Source organism: Nocardia sp. IFM 10818, from assembly GCF_054655275.1.
In genome coordinates this window covers 5,404,427-5,422,223 of the sequence record NZ_BAAHJH010000001.1, presented here as the reverse complement: position 1 = coordinate 5,422,223, position 17,797 = coordinate 5,404,427, and the positions used below count along the sequence as shown (strand labels likewise).

17 protein-coding genes are annotated in these 17,797 nt (G+C 68.7%); 13 read left to right on the top strand and 4 right to left on the bottom strand.

What is annotated here, in order from left to right:
• Positions 1-13: 13 nt before the first annotated feature.
• Entirely contained in the window at positions 14-2,044 is a 2,031-nt protein-coding gene (locus ACYQ5L_RS25160) for a heavy metal translocating P-type ATPase (RefSeq protein ID WP_459960758.1), read from the bottom strand.
• An 87-nt stretch (positions 2,045-2,131) separates the two neighbouring features.
• Complete coding sequence (ilvA, locus tag ACYQ5L_RS25155; RefSeq protein ID WP_459960757.1) at positions 2,132-3,346, bottom strand: threonine ammonia-lyase; 1,215 nt, start codon at positions 3,344-3,346, stop codon at positions 2,132-2,134.
• A 96-nt stretch (positions 3,347-3,442) separates the two neighbouring features.
• Here ilvA and ACYQ5L_RS25150 point away from each other — a divergent pair, with 96 nt between their 5' ends.
• The 13 genes from ACYQ5L_RS25150 (at position 3,443) to ACYQ5L_RS25090 (ending at position 14,044) form a co-directional block, all read left to right on the top strand.
• Positions 3,443-3,934: a pyridoxamine 5'-phosphate oxidase family protein gene (locus tag ACYQ5L_RS25150; RefSeq protein ID WP_459960756.1), complete on the top strand. Its 492-nt coding sequence runs from the start codon at positions 3,443-3,445 to the stop codon at positions 3,932-3,934.
• Entirely contained in the window at positions 3,931-4,374 is a 444-nt protein-coding gene (locus ACYQ5L_RS25145) for a hypothetical protein (RefSeq protein ID WP_459960755.1), read from the top strand. The genes ACYQ5L_RS25150 and ACYQ5L_RS25145 overlap by 4 nt, the downstream gene beginning before the upstream one ends.
• A 106-nt stretch (positions 4,375-4,480) precedes the next feature.
• The gene (locus ACYQ5L_RS25140) at positions 4,481-5,056 is read left to right on the top strand and encodes a hypothetical protein (RefSeq protein ID WP_459960754.1); all 576 of its coding nucleotides are present in this window, start codon (positions 4,481-4,483) and stop codon (positions 5,054-5,056) included.
• A gap of 65 nt (positions 5,057-5,121) precedes the next feature.
• Positions 5,122-5,844: a GntR family transcriptional regulator gene (locus ACYQ5L_RS25135; RefSeq protein WP_459960753.1), complete on the top strand. Its 723-nt coding sequence runs from the start codon at positions 5,122-5,124 to the stop codon at positions 5,842-5,844.
• 84 nt (positions 5,845-5,928) lie between these two features.
• On the top strand, positions 5,929-7,506 hold the full coding sequence (locus tag ACYQ5L_RS25130; protein ID WP_459960752.1) for an NCS1 family nucleobase:cation symporter-1: 1,578 nt from the start codon (positions 5,929-5,931) through the stop codon (positions 7,504-7,506).
• Between the two features lie 76 nt (positions 7,507-7,582).
• Complete coding sequence (locus ACYQ5L_RS25125) at positions 7,583-8,041, top strand: RrF2 family transcriptional regulator (RefSeq protein WP_459960751.1); 459 nt, start codon at positions 7,583-7,585, stop codon at positions 8,039-8,041.
• Positions 8,042-8,050: 9 nt separating this feature from the next.
• Positions 8,051-9,286: a globin domain-containing protein gene (locus ACYQ5L_RS25120; RefSeq protein WP_459960750.1), complete on the top strand. Its 1,236-nt coding sequence runs from the start codon at positions 8,051-8,053 to the stop codon at positions 9,284-9,286.
• Positions 9,287-9,397: 111 nt separating this feature from the next.
• A complete protein-coding gene (locus ACYQ5L_RS25115; RefSeq protein ID WP_459960749.1) occupies positions 9,398-9,853 on the top strand; it encodes a MarR family winged helix-turn-helix transcriptional regulator in 456 nt (151 codons plus the stop codon).
• Positions 9,846-11,651, top strand: a complete 1,806-nt coding sequence (locus ACYQ5L_RS25110; protein WP_459960748.1) for an AMP-dependent synthetase/ligase — start codon at positions 9,846-9,848, stop codon at positions 11,649-11,651. Before ACYQ5L_RS25115 ends, ACYQ5L_RS25110 begins: the two co-directional genes overlap by 8 nt.
• Before the next feature lie 61 nt (positions 11,652-11,712).
• Positions 11,713-12,174, top strand: coding sequence for a nitroreductase family deazaflavin-dependent oxidoreductase (locus ACYQ5L_RS25105; protein ID WP_459963533.1), 462 nt, complete (start codon positions 11,713-11,715; stop codon positions 12,172-12,174).
• A gap of 75 nt (positions 12,175-12,249) precedes the next feature.
• Positions 12,250-12,789, top strand: a complete 540-nt coding sequence (locus ACYQ5L_RS25100) for an ester cyclase (RefSeq protein WP_459960747.1) — start codon at positions 12,250-12,252, stop codon at positions 12,787-12,789.
• Between the two features lie 31 nt (positions 12,790-12,820).
• Positions 12,821-13,207, top strand: a complete 387-nt coding sequence (locus tag ACYQ5L_RS25095) for a hypothetical protein (protein WP_459960746.1) — start codon at positions 12,821-12,823, stop codon at positions 13,205-13,207.
• Positions 13,208-13,741: 534 nt separating this feature from the next.
• Positions 13,742-14,044, top strand: a complete 303-nt coding sequence (locus ACYQ5L_RS25090; protein ID WP_459960745.1) for a hypothetical protein — start codon at positions 13,742-13,744, stop codon at positions 14,042-14,044.
• Positions 14,045-14,128: 84 nt separating this feature from the next.
• Here the strand turns inward: ACYQ5L_RS25090 and ACYQ5L_RS25085 are convergent, their stop codons facing one another.
• Entirely contained in the window at positions 14,129-14,377 is a 249-nt protein-coding gene (locus ACYQ5L_RS25085) for a hypothetical protein (protein WP_459960744.1), read from the bottom strand.
• Between the two features lie 114 nt (positions 14,378-14,491).
• The gene (locus ACYQ5L_RS25080) at positions 14,492-17,437 is read right to left on the bottom strand and encodes an AMP-binding protein (protein ID WP_459960743.1); all 2,946 of its coding nucleotides are present in this window, start codon (positions 17,435-17,437) and stop codon (positions 14,492-14,494) included.
• Positions 17,438-17,797: the final 360 nt, after the last annotated feature.

Here is a 17,797-nt window from a genome sequence, read left to right as displayed (position 1 = left end):
CCGCGGGGATCGCTCAGGCAGGGCGGGGTTCGTGGTCGATGCCGTCGTGCTCGGCGCCGCGGCGGAACCGCAGCAGGCGCAGGGCATTCGCGACCACGAGCAGGGTGGAGCCCTCGTGGACGAACACCGCGGGCCCGATGGGCAGGCCCAGCAGGGTGGCGGGGACCAGCGCCGTGACGATGAGCAGCGCCACGATCAGGTTCTGACGAATAATGGCCGCGGTGCGGCGGCTCAAGGCCACCGCGAACGGCAGGCGGCCGATATCGTCGGTCATCAGCGCGACATCGGCGGTCTCCAGGGCGACGACGGATCCGCTCGCGCCCATGGCGATTCCGACCGAGGAGTTGACCATCGCGGGTGCGTCGTTGACGCCGTCGCCGACCATGGCCGTGCCGCCGCGGGCGCGCAGGCGGCCGATCATGGCGACCTTGTCCTCGGGGAGCAGCCCGCCATGGGCCCCGTCCAGGCCCAGCCCGTCGGCCACGGCATCGGCGACGCGCTGATTGTCGCCGGAGATGACGACCATATCGGTGATGCCAAGGCCGCGAAGCGATTCGATGACCGGCTTGGCCTCCGCGCGCGGGGCGTCCATGACGCCGACGACGCCGAGATACACACCCGCCCGCCGCACGATCATGGTGGTGCGCCCGGCGGCGTGCAGCCGGTCCACGAGGGCGGTGATGCCGGGCGGCGGGCCGTCGGGGTCGAGCTCGGCGAACATGGTGAGGTTGCCGATCTCGGCGGGCCGGCCCGCGACGAGCGCCGTGACCCCGCGCCCTGTGACCGAATTGACCTGCGTCGCCGTGCTTTCCACACCGACCGGGGCTGCGGGGGAGAGGTCTCGCGTAATGGCCGCCGCGAGGGGGTGATCGCTGAACGACTCGACGGCGACCAGGGTGGTGATCAACTCGTCGCGCAGGCCGGGCCGGGCGGGCTCGATATCGGTGACGCGGGGCCGCCCCCAGGTGAGGGTGCCCGTCTTGTCGAAGGCGATGGACCGGATCCGGCCGAGCGACTCCAGTGGCCCGCCGCCTTTGGCGAGCACGCCCGCCTGTGCCGCGCGGGCGACGCCTGCCAGGACGGCGCTGGGCGTGGCGATGGCCAGGGCGCACGGGCTGGCGGCCACCAGCACCACCATGGCGCGATAGAAGCTGTCCGCGAACGGTTCCGACAGCGCCAGGACGCCGAAGGCGATGACGCCGAGCACGCCGAGCAGCACGGCGGGCACATAGATCAGCTGGAAGCGGTCGATGAACCGCTGGGTGGGTGACTTCTGGGTGTCGGCGTCCCGCACCATGGCGATCACGCGCGCCAGGGTGCTGTCGGCCGCGCGGCTGGTGACCAGGACTTCGAGGACTCCGGAGCCGTTGAGGGTGCCCGCGAACACCCGATGCGCCTCCGGCAGCGGTGTTTTCGCGGCGAGCGCCGCGCGGGGATCGGGTGCGGGCTGCTTCTCCACCGGCATGCTCTCACCGGTGACCGAGGATTCGTCGACGGCGCTGACCCCGGTCAGCACGATCCCGTCCGCGCTCAGGCGCGAGTTCGGCAGCACCACAACGGTATCGCCGATCTCGAGATCGTCGATGTCGACCTCGTCCACCCGATCCGGGCCGCGCCGCACCAGCGCGGTCCGCGGCGCGAGCTCGGCCAGCGCCGCGATGGACCGTTGCGCGCGGCTCATGGCGTATTCCTCGAGCGCGTGGCCGAGGCTGAAAAGGAACAGCAGCACCGAGCCCTCGGCCCATTTGCCGACCGCGGCGGCGCCGGCGGCGGCGACCAGCATGAGGAAGTCCACCTCGAAGCGGCCGCGGCGCACGGTCGCGACGGCGGTGCGGACGGTGAAGAAGCCGCCCAGCAGATAGGTGGCGGCGAAGAGTGCGGTGGACACCCAGGACGGGGTGTCGAAGAGGTACCGCGTGGCCATGCCGCCGGCGTAGGTGAGGCCGGAGCCGAGGGCGAAGAGCATTTCCAGGCGCGCGCCGAAGGAGCCGTGGCCCGATTCCGCACCACCGTGGGTTCGCGGGTCGTTCACTGCGGTCGTCATGATTCGACGATAACATCAACACATGCGTATGTCTGCATGTATTTGATCCCGTGCGACTCCCCGCCGGTGCGGGGGGCCGCTCGGGAATCAGTCCTCGACGCGGACCACGTAGCCGGCGTCGGCCAGCGCGGTCAGGACCTCGTCGCGATGGGCCGGGCCCCGGGTCTCGAGGGTGAGCAGCACCTCCACCTCGTCGATGGCCAGCCACGCCCCGGTGCGGGAGTGCACCACATCGAGCACGCTGGCCCCGGTGCGGCCGAGTTCGGCGAGCAGGCGGCTCAGGCTGCCGGGGCGATCGGAGATGGTGACCCGGGCCGCCAGATAGCGCCCGGCCGCGCTGAGGCCGTGGCCGATGACCCGGGTCAGCAGCAGCGGGTCGATATTGCCGCCGGACAGGATGGCGCAGACCGGTCCCCGCAACTCCAATTCCTCGGGGAGACAGGACATGAGCGCGGCCACGCCCGCCGCGCCCGCGGGTTCGACAATCAGCTTGGCGCGCTCCATGCAGAGCAGCAGGGCGCGGGAGAGGGCGTCCTCGTCCACGGTGACGATGGCCGGCGCGGTCTCCACAATGTGGTCGAAGGGCACCTCGCCGGGCAGCCCGACCGCGATGCCGTCGGCCATGGTGGCCATCTGCTCGAGGCGGACCGGCTTCCCGGCGGCCAGGGAGGCGGGCCAGGCGGCCGCATCGGCGGCCTGCACGCCGATGACCCGCACCTGCGGGGCCAGGATCCGGAAGGCGGCGGCCACCCCGGCGAGCAGTCCGCCGCCGCCGGTCGGCACGATCACCGTCCCGACCTCGGGAAGCTGCTCGAGGATTTCCAGCGCCACCGTCGCCTGCCCGGCCACGATATCCGGATGATCGAACGGGTGCACCAGCGTGGCGCCGGTGTGCGCGGCGAAATCCCGTGCCTCGGTGAGCGATTCATCGATGGTGTCGCCGACCTGATGCACGGTCGCGCCATAGGCCTTGGTGGCCACCAGTTTCGGCAGCGCCGCGCCGACCGGCATGAACACCGTGGACTCGATGCTCAGCGAGGTCGCCGCCCACGCCACCCCCTGCGCATGATTGCCCGCGCTGGCCGCCACCACGCCGCGGCGGCGCTCGGCCTCGGGCAGATTGGCAATGCGGTTGTAGGCGCCACGGGGCTTGAACGAGCCGGTTCGCTGCAAATTCTCGCACTTGAGCCACACCTCGTGGCCGGTGCGTTCGGCGAGTACTCGGGACGCTACGACAGGGGTACGTCGAATGACCGGTGCCAGCAGGGTCGCTGCTGCCTCGATCCGCGCGATCAGATCCATGCGGGCCATGCTGCCAGGTGGTAACCCGCCTGTCGCGCGCGGTGGGCGTGCCGCCCGGTCGGTTGCGCCGGGCCGCGGACGGCGCGATGGTGAAGCGTGACCAAACCAACCGCATTGCCCGCGGAGGTGACCGCCGTCCTGGACCGGTTCTTCACCGCGGAACTGTCCACCCACGCCCGCGACCGCACCCCGGTAACCGTTCCGGTGGCGCCGCTGTGGCTGCCCGAGCGCGGCGATATTCTGGTGAGCACCGGAATCGGCGTGCCGTACAAGGCCTTTCATGCCCGGCGCAATCCCAAGGTGTCGCTGCTGTATTCCAATGCCACCGCCAGCGGCCTGGCCGACCCGCCCGCCGTCCTGGTGCAGGGGGATGCGAAAGTCTCCGAAATCATCACCTGGGACGATGAATTGGAGCGGCAGTGGGCGAAGGTCTGGACCGCCCAGCCCAAGGGCATCGGCTCGGACCCGATCACCAAACGCCTGTTCTGGTGGTACTACATGCGCCTGAAGATCCACATCACCCCGATCCGGGTGCGCTGGTGGCCCGGCCGCGATATGACCGCCGAACCCCGGGAGGTGATCCTGTGACCACGCTGTCCGAAGAGCTCCTCGCGGCGCTCGGGCGCTTCAGCGACGGTGTCGTGCTCAGCGCCGACGATCCGGCCGGATATCCGGTCGGCCTGCGCTGCCGGCCCCGGCTCGAGGGCGACGCCCTGGTGATCGACCGGCCGGACTGGTTCGACGCCGTGGACGGCCCCGCCGCGCTGCTCGCGCACTATCACGACGACCAGGGCTGGAACATGCGCTCGGTGCTCGCCCGCGGAACCATCGAAACGGGTGACGGCACAGTCGTTTTCACCCCCGCCACGGTCGACGACAACAAGGGCTCGCCCGCGCAGCTCATCCGGCTGATCCGCACCAGCCACCGCACCGCCACGGCCTATCTGCGCCGCCGCAAGCTGCCCCGCCCGGCCATTCCGTGGGACACCATCAAACAAGCTCGGGCCGCCGTCTCCCGGCGGGGGTGACACGGCGTGGCGCGGCGGAGGTGCGGGAGGCGCGGTTTAGGGTCGGGACAAATCAGGCGAATCGACCTGTTGCTGTGCTTCACCTCGACCACCGCGGAGGCGAGTTGTGCTGGAGGCAGTGCGCGTCAAGGCTGTGAAAGCGCTGGTAGCGCTGGGGGTCTGCATCGGATGCGGGGCGGCGCCCGGGCTGCCGGTGGCCGCAGCCGAACCGCAGCGGCCCGACAGCGGATCGTCGGAGACGCCCGAGGAGCCGCCGTCGAGCTGGTGCGGGGGCGGGGACTTCCGCTGGACCGCCGTCGACGGGGCCATCGGCATGAACCCGCAGGTGCTGACCTTCGCCTCGGTGGGCAGGCTGTGGGACTGCATCGGGTGGCCGGGGATCACCGGCGGCACCTTCACCGGGGTGCACGTCGCCGCCTCGGACTGCATGCACCCGGCCGATGGCCCGCTCACCGTCGATATCACCTGGTCGAACGGGGAATCCAGCCGATTGTGGGGGCCGTGGCCGGTGGGCATGTCGCAGCCCACCGTTGGTCCGCTGCAGATTGTCGCGGGCCTCGGGGAGGGCACCTGGGTCAAGGTGGTGGCCGAATACGAGATGATGACGCCCGATATGGTCATGGGCTGTTTCGGGCCCGGCATCACCACCGGTGTCGGCCGGTTGCGGGCGACCATGATGTGAAAGGTGTTTCCTGGTTGTGACACGGCCGACCGAGAAACCGAACACGCGGCACCTACCGTGGCGCTATGCCTGCACGCAGACGCTCCGCTTTGCTGGCCACCCTGGTGGTCGACCAACCGGGCCGGCCGCAGATCATCCTGGGTGAACTGCGGCGGGTCATCCTCGAGGGCGCCGCGCCGCCGGGGACCGTGATACCGCTGCGCGAAATCGCGGAACTGTTCGGCGTCAGCCACATTCCGGTGCGCGACGCGCTCAAGATCCTGGTGGGGGAGGGTCTGGTCACCCATGAGCAGCGGGCCGGATACGCCGTCGCCCAGTTGACCGCCGCCGAGCTGCGCGAAATGTACATCGTGCGCCAGACATTGGAGGAGGCCGCCCTCGCCACGGCCGCCCGCAATGCCACCGCCGCGGACCGGGCCGCGCTCATCGCGGCCAATGATCTGCTCGAGCGCGCCGTCCGGGAGGCCGACCCGGTGGCCTACCACCGGCATTCGCGGACCTTCCACCTCGCCCTGACCAGGCCGTCGCGGCTGCTGCGGCTGGTGCACATGCTCGAATCCGCCTGGAACGTCACCGAACCCGTGCAATCCATGGTGCACGTGTCCCAGGCCGATCGGGAACGCCTGCACGGCGATCACATGCTCATGCTGGACGCCTTCCTGGACCGCGACGTGGACCGGCTGCTGGCCATCGCGCGGCGGCATCATGTGCGGCTGGAGCAGGTCATCGGGACCTTGCCCGAGGCGAACGGCCTGCTCGCCGAACCGGATATATCGATCGCGCAATGACCGGGCAATAGCGGTGCAATGCCGGGGCAACGGCATTTTCCTACCGTGATCCGATCCACCCAAGGACCTCGGATCGGATGCGCTATGACCGATATTGTCACGCCCGCCACGACTGATGCCGTTATGCCCGCCACGACTGATGCCGTTACGCCCGTCACGACCGACGGCGGCACGCCCGCCGCGACGGCCGCGGCCCCGCCCGGCCCGGCCCACGACCCGCGCCTCACCAACGAGGATCTGGCCCCGCTGCGTGAACAGCGTTGGGGCACATACAATATCTTCGCCTTCTGGATGTCGGATGTGCACAGCGTCGGCGGCTATGTCACCGCGGGCAGCCTGTTCGCACTCGGGCTGGCCGGCTGGCAGGTGCTCGCGGCGCTGCTCATCGGCATCACCCTGGTGTATTTCCTGTGCAATCTCGTCGCCGCGCCGAGTCAGCGGGCCGGTGTGCCGTATCCGGTCATGTGCCGCAGCGCGTTCGGCGTGCTCGGCGCGAATATCCCGGCCATCATTCGCGGCCTGATCGCGGTGGCCTGGTACGGGATTCAGACCTATCTCGCCTCGGCGGCGCTGATCGTGGTGGCGGTCAAGCTGTTTCCGGGCCTCGCGCCGTACGCGGTCACCGAGGACTACGGCTTCCTCGGCCTGTCGCTGCTGGGCTGGTGCGCCTACCTGCTGCTCTGGGTGGTGCAGGCCGCGGTGTTCTGGCGCGGGATGGAATCGATTCGCAAGTTCATCGACTTCTGCGGTCCCGCGGTGTATGTCGTCATGTTCGCGCTGTGCGGCTACCTGATCTGGAAGGCCGGCTGGGGCGCCATCGACTTCGAACTGGGCGCGGTCACGCTGAGCGGCTGGGAATCGGTGCCGGTCATGCTGGGGGCGATCGCGCTGGTGGTCTCCTACTTCTGCGGGCCCATGCTGAACTTCGGCGACTTCTCCCGCTACAGCAAGTCCATGACGGCGGTGCGGCGCGGCAATCTGCTCGGGCTGCCGGTCAACTTCCTGGCCTTCTCGCTGCTGGTGGTGATCACGGCCTCGCTCACCGTGCCGGTGTACGGCGAGCTCATCACCGATCCGGTCGAGACGGTGGCGCGCATCGACTCCACCTTCGCCATCGTGCTGGGCGCGCTGACCTTCACCATCGCCACCATCGGCATCAATATCGTCGCCAACTTCATCTCCCCGGCCTTCGACTTCTCCCATGTCAGCCCGCAGCGCATCAGCTGGCGGATGGGCGGCATGATCGCGGCGGTCGGCTCGGTGCTCATCACGCCGTGGAATCTGTACAACAATCCGGAGGTCATCCACTACACCCTCGAAGTGCTCGGGGCGTTCATCGGACCGCTGTTCGGGGTGCTCATCGCCGACTACTACCTGGTGCGCAAGCGCGTGATCGTGGTCGATGAGCTGTTCACCATGTCCGAGTGCGGAAGCTATTGGTACCGCAAGGGAATCAACCCGGTCGCGGTCGTCGCGACGGTGGTGGGCGCGGTCTTCGCGGTGTTCCCGGTGCTGGCCAAGGATCTGCCCGGGATGCACACCGCCGCGCAATACAGCTGGTTCATCGGCTGCGGGCTCGCACTGGTCGTCTACTACGGTTTAGCTGGAGATTTGCGTGCCAGTTTGTCGGCAAATTCCGAGACTGTGACCGAGGCAACATAATCCGCATGGAAAAGCGTATTTGAACCCACAGGCCCAAAATCAGCTTTTCTCAGTCGGAAAAAGTACCGTGGGAGTCATGCAGCTCTCACGGTTCACCGATCTCGGACTCCGTGCGCTCATGCGGCTGGCCGTCAGCGGTGGCGCCGAGGAGCGCGTCACCGTCAAACTCATTGCACGACAGGTGAATGCCTCCGAGAACTATGTGGCGAAGGCGGTCTCCAAACTCGCCGATCTCGGATACGTGGCCTCGCAGCGCGGGCGCACCGGCGGCATCTTCCTCACCGACGCCGGCCGCGCCGCCACCATCGGCAGGATCGTGCGCGACCTCGAAGGCGATTCCGAAGTCATCGAATGCGTCGGCGACAATCCGTGCCCATTGGCGGGTGCCTGTCGTTTGCGGGGAATTCTCGCCACCGCGCAGGAGGCGTTCTACTCCGAACTGGATCGCTACGTCCTGGCCGATCTGGTGACCCCGCGGACCATCGAGTTGCTGCATCTGCCGGCCTTCCCGGCGGCCACCTTGGTCAACGATTAGGAGTTAGCAATGTCGCTCGCACCGGACACCGCCCTCGACACGATTCCGGAGCTGGAGCCCGAGCATGCCGCGGTGATCAGCGCGACCCTGCCGATCGTCGCCGCGCACATCGACCGGATCACCCCGCTGTTCTATCAGAAGATGTTCACCGCCCATCCGGACCTGCTGCGCAATCGCTTCAATCGCGGCAATCAGGCCCAGGGCGCCCAGCAGCGCGCGCTCGCGGCCTCCATCGCGGTCTTCGCCGCGCACCTGATCGATCCGGCGCTGCCGCATCCGCGCGAACTGCTGTCGCGCATCGGCCACAAGCACGCCTCGCTCGGCGTCACCGCCGCGGAGTACCGCATCGTGCACGAGCACCTGTTCGCCGCCATTGTCGAGGTGCTGGGCGCCGACACCGTGACTCCGGAGATCGCGGCCGCCTGGGATCGCGTGTACTGGCTGATGGCCACCACGCTCATCGACTTCGAGGCCGGCCTCTACGCGCAGGCCGGGGTCGAGCCGGGCGATGTCTTCCGCGACACGATGGTGGTCGAGCGCATCGACGATCCCTCCGGTGTCGCCGTATTCGTCGTCGAATCCATGGACCCGGGCAATCCGCTGCCGGGTTTCGCTCCCGGGCAGTACATTTCGGTCGGCGCCGATCTTCCCGACGGCGCTCGCCAGCTGCGTCAGTACAGCCTCGTGAACCGCGCGGGCGCGGGCCGGCTGGCCTTCGCCGTGCGCCGGGTGACCGCCGAGGCGGACGCTCCGGAAGGCGAGGTCTCGACCTGGCTGCACGAGACCATCGACACCGGTGACCGGCTCCAGATCACGCTGCCCTTCGGCGATCTCACCGTCGACACCACCGCCACCACGCCGCTGGTCCTGATCTCCGGCGGCATCGGCATTACGCCCATGGCGAGCATCCTGGAGTACCTCGCGGCCGGGAACTCCCCGCGCCGGACGGTCCTGTTGCACGCCGACCGGTCCGCCGTCGACCATCCGCTGCGGGAGCGGGTCATCGAGCTGGTCTCCGCCCTGCCCGACTCCACCTTCCGCACCTGGTACCGTGACGAGGATCACGGCTATCTGGACCTGGCGGAGGTCGATCTGCCCGCCGGCGCGGACTACTACCTGTGCGGCGGCGCGGGCTTCCTGCAATCGGTCCGCGCCCAGTTGATGGCGGCCGGAATCCCCGGCGACCGAGTGCATTTCGAACTCTTCGCGCCCAACGACTGGCTGCTCGACGAGGGGCAGTCCTGACCGACTGCCGCGGCCGGGCGAAGCCCCTCGACGGATTGCGTCGAGGGGCTTTCGCCATCCGCCGCCGCCTCCCTGCGTGAGCCCGGTTACCCGCGGGGTTATAGTTGCGCCATGCAACACCCACCAGGGCGGTGGTCTCCCGAGCTCGTCGCGGTACACGACGGGCTGACGCAGATCGTCCGCGAAATCATCGCGGGCCGCCCCGCCGCCGAGGGACTGCCGTCCTTCGCGCAGCAAGCGGCGCTGTCCTATATCGGCCGGAATCCGGGCTGCCGGGCCACCGAGATCGCCGAGTCCTTCGGCGTGCACCGGTCGACGGTGTCGCGGCAGGTGCGGGCCTGTATGGACGCCGGGTGGGTGGAGGCTGGGGAGGGCAGCCTGCACGCCGGATATCCACTGACCCTGTCCGCCGCGGGCCGTGCTGTGCTCGCGGCGGCCAACGGGCACGATCTCGCCCGGCTCGGCGAGCGCCTGGCCGACTGGACACCGCGCGAGATCGCCGATTTCGCCCGCGCGCTCCGGCGCTTTCATCACCCCGAATCGACCATGGGAGACGAGCATGCGTGAGTTCACCGCGGCACCCACCTTCACCATCGCCGAGGACGAGACCATCGTCCGCTCGGTCTACGGCCAGGCCGAGCAGACGCCGCAGCGGGTACTGTTCTCCCGGCCCGCCGGGGACCGCTGGGTCGACGTCACCGCCGCGGAGTTCGCGGACCTGGTGTCCGCGGTCGCCAAGGGGTTGATCGCCAATGGGATTCAGCGCGGGGACCGGGTGGTGCTGCTGTCGGCGACCCGGTTCGAATGGACGCTGCTCGACTTCGCGATCTGGGCGGCGGGCGCGGTCACCGTCCCGGTCTACGACTCGTCCTCCGCCGAGCAGGTGCGATGGATTCTCGAGGACTCCGGGGCGGCGCTCGCGGTGGTGGAGACGGCCCGGCACAAGGAACTGATCGACGGCGCGCCGGAAACGCTGCGCCGGATGCTGGTCATCGACGACGGGGCCGAAGCCGTCCTGATCGCGGACGGTGAGAACATCCCCGACGAGCAGGTGCGGGAGCGGCTGGACGGACTGCGCGCCGACGGGCTCGCCTCGCTGGTCTACACCTCCGGCACCACCGGACGGCCCAAGGGCTGCATGCTCACCCACCGCAACCTCCTCTCGGAGGTGCGCGGCATCCTGAAGGCCAGCATCGGCGATGTCGCCCGCCCCGGCCGGCGCATGCTCACCTTCCTGCCGCTCGCGCACGTGCTGGCCCGCGCCGTGTCGCTGGCCGCTCTCGAAGGCGGGATGACCCAAGCGCACTGGGCGGACTTCAAGACGATCACCGGACAGTTCGCCCGCTTCCGCCCGCACACGATTCTCGGCGTGCCGCGGGTGTTCGAGAAGGTGCGCGACGGCGCGGCCAAGAAGGCGCACGAGGGCGGCAGGATCAAGGACGCGGTCTTCCGATTCGCCGAGCGCACCGCCATCCGGTGGAGCGAGAACCTGGACCACACAGGCGGATTCGCGAGCCGGCCGAGCCTGCTGCTGCGTGCCCAGCACGCGCTGTGCGACCGCCTGGTGTACGCGCCGCTGCGCGCGGCCCTGGGCGGCAACTGCGAATTCGCCATCTCCGGCGGCGGCGCGCTGGCCCCGCGCCTCGGGCACTTCTTCCGCGGTGTCGGCGTCCCGATCTACGAGGGCTACGGCCTGACCGAATCCACCGCGGCCCACTGCGTCAACGTGCCCGGCTCGATCAAGATCGGCACCGTGGGACAGCCGTTGGGCGGCAATGCGGTTCGCATCGCCGAAGACGGCGAGATCGAACTCTCCGGCGGCGTCGTCTTCGCCGGCTACTGGCACAACGACGATGCCACCGCCGCCGCCCTGCACGACGGCTGGCTGCGCACCGGCGACCTCGGCGCCATCGACGAGGACGGCTTCCTGTCCATCACCGGCCGCAAGAAGGACCTCCTCGTCACCGCCGGCGGCAAGAACGTCTCGCCCGGCCCGATGGAAGACCGCATCCGCTCCCACACCCTGATCTCCCAGGCCGTGGTGGTCGGCGACGGCCGTTCCTTCATCACCGCGCTGATCACCATCGACCCGGAGGCCTTCACGGCCTGGAAGTCGGCCAATGCCAAACCGGCGACCGCGACCATCGCCGACCTGCGCACCGACCCGGCCCTGCAGGCGGCGGTCCAGCAGGCGATCGACGATGCCAACAGCACTGTCTCCCATGCCGAATCCATCAAGAAGTTCGCCATCCTCGCCCGTGACCTCACCGAGGAATCCGGTGAACTCACCGCCACCCTCAAGGTCAAGCGCCACGTCATCGCCGAACGCTTCGCCACCGAGATCGAGAGCATGTACCAGCACTGACCGCCTGCACGACGCGCAGCCGTCGTGTGTAATGAATTCCGTGGGGATTCTTGGCGATTTGGTGCTTTCGAACTCGGCGCGTATGAACCGGCGCGGCCTCTACCTCGGCCGCCGGTCGACGAAAGTGCATGTGGCGCTGTACCGCTGGTCGAACGGCAGGATCGGCGGCCGGATCCTCGGCTGGCCGGCCGCCCGCATCCTGCTGCTCGACCACGTCGGCGCCCGCACCGGAACCCCCAGAACCTCCCCGGTCATCTACCACCAGGACGATGGCCTGCTGGCCGTCGTGGCATCGAAAGCCGGCCAGCCCGACAACCCGGCGTGGTTCCACAACCTGCGAGCCAACCCCGACACCACCGTCCAGATTGGCGCCGAGGTCCGCCCGGTCCACGCCCGCATTGCCACCGACGAAGAGCGAAACCGCCTGTGGCCTAGCTTCGTCGCGGCCTTCCCCGCCTTCGACTCCTACCAGCGCAACGCCGAACACCGCACCATACCCGTTGTCATCCTCGATCCCCGCTGAAGGATTGAACGCAAAGTCCGCCGCGGTCGATACACCCAGGGGACAAGCTCACCCGCCCCCGATTGCGAGGTCCCCATGGACACCCCTTCCCCAACCGCGGCCGATACCGCCCGCGCCCTGGCGATCCGCTCGGTCCACCTCATGGCCGCTGGTGACCGCGCCGACTTCGACGCGATAATCCACCCCGACGCAACCAACCGCGAGGGCAGAACCGAACCCCCCGCCGCCCGAGGCCGCGGCCCCGCCGCCTACCACGCCACCGCCCTCTGGCTCCGCGCCGCCTACGCCGACCTGCACCACACCATCGAAGCGGCAGTCGTAGACGGCGACCTGGTAGCCCTGCACACCACCATGCACGGCCGCCACGTCGGCCCCTTCGTGGTCTACAGCGAAAACGGCCAAGTCGACCAGGTCTTCCCCCCAACCGGCAAAACCTTCGCCGTCACCCAATCCCACTGGCTCCGCATCGCCGACGGCAAGGTAATCGAACACTGGGCCAACCGCGACGACCTGGGCCAAGCCGCCCAACTGGGCTGGATCCCCCCAACCCCGACCTACCTCCTGCGAATGGCCCGAGCCAAGCGCAAAGCCCAGCGGGACAAGGGAACTCACTAGCCAGCGCGGCCCCGAAAGGAGCTGATCGACCATGGTGCGCCGAAGCCCCCAGGAGAAGAAGGCCCTCAGCTACACCAAGGACCGCCGGAACGACTACGGCGAAAACGACAAAAGCTCCCGCAAGAACATCCGCCGCAACAAGCGAATCCCCAACCGTGCCGACCGTCACCGCGAACACCGGGTCCTGTCCAAGGCAACCGGCTCCCTATCAACGGAAGCCGGCGAACAAGCCGCCACCGACCTGCAAGCGAAGAAGTCGATGTGGCAAACCAAACGCTGGCGCAAGTGGCGTGACACCCCCTTGAGCGACATGGTCATCCACAAACTCGAACGCAGATCCGAACGGAACATGGCCGATCCGGAGAAGGCCGCCCGCCGCATCGAACGAATCCGCCGCCGCATCACCTCGCGAACCTGATCCCAAGACTCGACACACCGCCGCAGGATGTGAAATGTCATCGACCGGGAACTGGTGGCGGCAAAACGCGAGAAGGGCCCGCCACCAGTTCCCGGTCGGCGATGTTTCAGATCGGCAGGGTGGCCAGTGCGGCCTCTATGCGAGCGCGGGCTTGGTCGTTGTAGAGGGCTTGCCGTCGCAGGCTGTCCCATGCCTTGGCGCAGAGCCGAGGGGAACCGCCTTCGCCGGTAGGGCCGTTTTGTAGAGAGCACGCGCTCGCGGCTCATACCGTGCCGGTTATGGCTCTCACCGAACACGAAGCAAAGGTACTGGGCGCATTGTCGGGGCTCGGGACGATGCGGTCGGTCATCGTGCGGGAGTTGAGTCGGCGGACGGGACTAGCGGAGGGGCCATTCGTAAAGCGCTGATGAGGCTTTCGCGGACGGGGCTGGCGATCGGGATGCGACAGGGGCCGGCGGGGTGGAGGGCGACCGAGCGGGGGCGGATCGCGATCAGGCGGCCCGTCTACAGCGAGCATGGAGGTGATCGGGCGTGATGAGTCGGGCGATCGGGTTTCTGGTGACCGGGCTTTCGGGGGCGGAGCGTGAGCGGCATGAAGCCGAGATACATCGTGAGGCAAGGGTATTGGGGCATGTGCTGACGATGATCGGCTATGCGGAGGAGATGAGTGAGGCTGGACTCGTGCGGTTGCTCAATCTTGTGGATCGGGAGCGGGCCGTGGTTGCGATAGTGCCCAGCCGAGAGCATTTCGGGGAGCTCGACCTGGTGGCGTTGCTGGACCGGGCCGATGTGCGCTGCCTCGACGAGGGTCGCAGGGCAGTCGTCCGGCGGGTTTGAGATCGAACGCTTCCGGCAGGAAAGAGAAAGGCCCCCGACGCTTCAGCGTGGGGGCCTTTCGCACCGGCTCGGTGCGACGTTCGATCAGCGGAAGATGGTCATGTACCACAGGCCGTCGGCGCCCTGGTCGCAGCGCCACTGCCAGCCGTCCTCGCCGCGCAGCTGGACGCCGCCGGCTTCGAAGCTGCCGCCGTTGCCGTCGGCGGCGCAGGCCTCGACGGTGGCGTAGTTGCCGTCCACCTTCAGTTCCTCGGCGTTGGCGGGGGCGGCGACCAGGGCCACGGCGCCCAGGGCGATGGCGGAAGCGCCCAGGGCCTTCTTCACGATCGACATCGGTAGTCCTCTCATTCGGGTGGGTTGCCGTCTCGGCGACCCGCTCGGGAGCTATTCCACCGTGCCGATCGTGACCGTTTCGTGAACGGGTTTCAGCGGCCGGGAATCGTCTGTTCAGAGGGACAAGCGCTGCACCAGGTCGGGGGTCAGCACCTCGTAGGACTCCAATTCGCGGTTGTACCACCAGGTTCGGTCGCCCGGCGCCGGACCGCCCGCGGCCTGGACGGCGCGGGTGGAGGGCCGGAAGGTGGAGCTGCGCGGGATGTCGTCCACGACGTAGACGAGGTCGGGGCGCTGGTCGGGAGCCAGGGCGCGCACGGCCTCGGTGACGTCCTTGGAATCCAGGCGGAAACCGTCGCGGATGCTCACGGCGGCGACCACGAGGCAGCGGTCGCCGGCTTGCAGTCCGTACGCGACTTCCATGTCCACGGCCGTGATGTCGTTGAGGATGTCGACAATGGGCTGGGTGAACACCGGTCCGCGCGGGGTGTGGATGACGGTGTCGCGGCGGTCCATGAGCCAGTAGTCGCCGTCGCTGTCGCGGCGGAAGAGGTTCTCCGTCGGCATCCAGGCGTCGCCGGGTGCGAAGACGCCGCGCAGCCCGCCCGCGGACAGGTCGACGGTATCGGTGGTGGTGCCGATCAGCAGTCCCACTTCGTTGTCCGCGCAGCGGCGCGCGAAACCCGAGTCCTCGACCAGGATTTCGTCGGTGGTCGGGTCGTAGGCGATGAGTTCGACGCGGGCGGTGCCGGGCACCGGGCGGCCCTTGCTGCCGATCTTGGCGCCGAGCACATTGGCCAGCACCACATCTCCCTCGATGGAGGCGTAGAACTCGAGCACGCGCGCGGGCTCGAACCGCTCCTCGGTACGCCGCCACAGCCCCGCGGGCATACCGGAGCCGATGAACAGGCGGATCGGGTGCGGGAGGCCATTGGGGAAGGTGTCGGCATCGAGGATGTCGCGCAACATGGTCCAGGTGTAGGTGACCACGGTGACGCCGTAGCGGTGCACCTCCGCGGCGAACTGCTCGGGATCCATGGAGCGGGCCAGCGCGATCCGGCTGCCGCCCGCCACCGCGCCGCCCAGGCTCACCAGCAGTCCGGACGAATGATGCAGCGGCGCAAGGCAGTACACGGTGTCGCGGCGGCCCAGATCGGCGGCCGAGGCGGTGCCGAAGGCGGACAGCGCCCAGCGGTGGTTGGTGACGTGCTTGACGTCGAAGCGATGCCCGGTGCCGGTCACCAGGATGAAGGCGAGCTCGCGCGCCAGGCCAGGATTGGGGCGGTACCAGGCGGGCAGCGTCACCTGCGCGGGATCGATCTGCTCGAGATCGGTGACATCGCAGCCCGCCGGAATGTCCAGTGCACGGGACTCCCCGCCGCCGAGCACCAGCACCCGGGTGCCGGTCGCGGCCGCGGCCCGGAGATTCTCCGGGTCGGCGATGAGCAGCTTGGCGCCGGTCAGCTCGACCGCCTTGGGCAGTTCGCTGCCGGGCGCGAGCAGCACCGCCACCGCGCCCAGGCGCGACAGGGCCGCGATGGCCGCCAGCGCACTGGGCCGCGTCTCCATGACGACGCCCACCCGGGTGGCCGGGCGCACGCCGACGGAGATGAGCCCGCGCACCACATTGTCGATGCGCTGATTGACCGCCGCCTGGGTGTGCACGCGATCCTCGAACAGGAACAGATCCTGATTCGGGCTCCGCCGGGCCTGCTCGGCCAGCAGGCGGCCCAGCGAGATGCGGGTGTGCGGCTGGATCATGCCGAGCCGGGTCAGTCGCGGCAGCGCGCGGGCCGCCTCGCCGGTCAGCTCGACGGTGCCGCGCAGGGTCTGCCCGGCCACGCCCTCCACGGCCTTGCCCAGCCCGGCCCCGGCCTCGGCGAGGCTGCCGATGGCGTGCACCGCGCGGGTGAACGCGGAGCCGGGCCGCTTGCGGGCCACGTGATCGTTCATGGGCTCGATCTCCTCTGGCAGGTCGCCGCGGCCGCTGAGCCAGTTCACCCATTCGCGCACCAGCGGCCAGGTCTGCCGGGTCGCGGTGGAACCGGAGACGAGGCCGAAATGCCCTGCCACCAAACTGGCTTCGTACACCTCGGCATGCGGCGCGGCGCGGCGGATGCCGCGCACGGCGGCCGGCTGGCCGATATCGTCGACCTCGCCGACGAAAGCCAGGATCGGGCAGCGGATCTCCGCCAGCGAGATGACCTGGTCGCGGATGACGAAGCCGCCCAGCATCATTCGATTGTGCTTGACGAACTGCTGCAGCAGATCGGTGAGCGCGGGACCCGGGTAGCCCAGCCAGCCTTCGGCTTCCAGGAAGCGCCGCTGGCGTTCCCGCGGCAGCAGCGCCTCACGGTCGTGCAGCTGACGCAGGAAGTCCAGGCGCGCCTTGGCGGTCTTGACCGGATCCAGGGCCTGGAAACCCAGCCGCACCATGGAATCGGTGATCGGCAGCCGGTTCAGCACATGATCGCTGAGGAAGTCGGCCATATCGGAGGCCAGCCCGTGCGGCAGCCCGAACGGCATGCCCGCCACGGCGTCCACCGGGCTGCCGAATGTGACGATGGACTCCACGCCCTTGCCGAAGCGGTAGGCGGCGGTCTGATAGGCGAACAGGCCCCCCTGCGAATAGCCCATCAGGTGCACGCCGCGACCGGTCAGCTCGTTGACGGTGTCGATGGCGCTGCTGACCGCCAGGACGTGGTCGGCGAGATCGCGATCCCAGCCGCCTTCCTCGACGGCGGGGGAACCGAAATCGACCACCCAGCAGTCGATTCCGGCTTGCTGCAGAATGCCGACCGCTCCGTCCCGGCCGTTCACGTCCCAGATCTCGGCGGTGACCATGATCGGCGGCACCAGCACCACGACCGGACGGTCGACGCTGGTGTCGTCCGGGAAGTAGTGGCGCAATCGGTACATGCGCTTACGCTCGACGATTTCGTACGGCGAGGATTCGATGTCGTGAACCAGTCCCCCGAACCGGATCACCTCGAGCCCGTTCTGCGCAGTCGCCACCAGGCGCTGCATCGGCCCCACAACGGACTTCGTATTGAATTTCACGGCTTTGCTCCCAGACCTACCCTGCTCGTGACCTGCGCTATCCGCCCCAACGCGGCCTGACGAGCTTCCCATAGGGTCAGCCTACTGCGGGGCGCTTGTGACCAGCACCATGCGGGCTACCCCGGGACCGACCGTACGGGCTGCCGCCTTGAATCCGACCGGTCGGAAATTGGTGTGAACCTGCGAACGCTTTCCAGCGGCCGACGGGAACCTGGTCGCCATGCGTGTCATACCGAACAGTTCAGGGACACGCGGGCGATGCTGCCAGTGCGGCGAAGCCCTCCGGTGTCGCAATGGCTATGTGCCAGTCATTCTGTTTATGCGGTTTCGCTGCGATTCACAACGTTGCGACCTACCATC

What these genes read in the sequence shown, in the direction of transcription:
- ACYQ5L_RS25160 (WP_459960758.1), bottom strand. Translation starts at nt 2,044, where the DNA reads ATGACGACCGCAGTGAACGACCCGCGAACCCACGGTGGTGCGGAATCG.
- ilvA (WP_459960757.1), bottom strand. Translation starts at nt 3,346, where the DNA reads ATGGATCTGATCGCGCGGATCGAGGCAGCAGCGACCCTGCTGGCACCG.
- ACYQ5L_RS25135 (WP_459960753.1), top strand. Translation starts at nt 5,122, where the DNA reads ATGCCTGCACGCAGACGCTCCGCTTTGCTGGCCACCCTGGTGGTCGAC.
- ACYQ5L_RS25130 (WP_459960752.1), top strand. Translation starts at nt 5,929, where the DNA reads ATGACCGATATTGTCACGCCCGCCACGACTGATGCCGTTATGCCCGCC.
- ACYQ5L_RS25125 (WP_459960751.1), top strand. Translation starts at nt 7,583, where the DNA reads ATGCAGCTCTCACGGTTCACCGATCTCGGACTCCGTGCGCTCATGCGG.
- ACYQ5L_RS25120 (WP_459960750.1), top strand. Translation starts at nt 8,051, where the DNA reads ATGTCGCTCGCACCGGACACCGCCCTCGACACGATTCCGGAGCTGGAG.
- ACYQ5L_RS25115 (WP_459960749.1), top strand. Translation starts at nt 9,398, where the DNA reads ATGCAACACCCACCAGGGCGGTGGTCTCCCGAGCTCGTCGCGGTACAC.
- ACYQ5L_RS25110 (WP_459960748.1), top strand. Translation starts at nt 9,846, where the DNA reads ATGCGTGAGTTCACCGCGGCACCCACCTTCACCATCGCCGAGGACGAG.
- ACYQ5L_RS25100 (WP_459960747.1), top strand. Translation starts at nt 12,250, where the DNA reads ATGGACACCCCTTCCCCAACCGCGGCCGATACCGCCCGCGCCCTGGCG.
- ACYQ5L_RS25095 (WP_459960746.1), top strand. Translation starts at nt 12,821, where the DNA reads ATGGTGCGCCGAAGCCCCCAGGAGAAGAAGGCCCTCAGCTACACCAAG.
- ACYQ5L_RS25090 (WP_459960745.1), top strand. Translation starts at nt 13,742, where the DNA reads ATGAGTCGGGCGATCGGGTTTCTGGTGACCGGGCTTTCGGGGGCGGAG.
- ACYQ5L_RS25085 (WP_459960744.1), bottom strand. Translation starts at nt 14,377, where the DNA reads ATGTCGATCGTGAAGAAGGCCCTGGGCGCTTCCGCCATCGCCCTGGGC.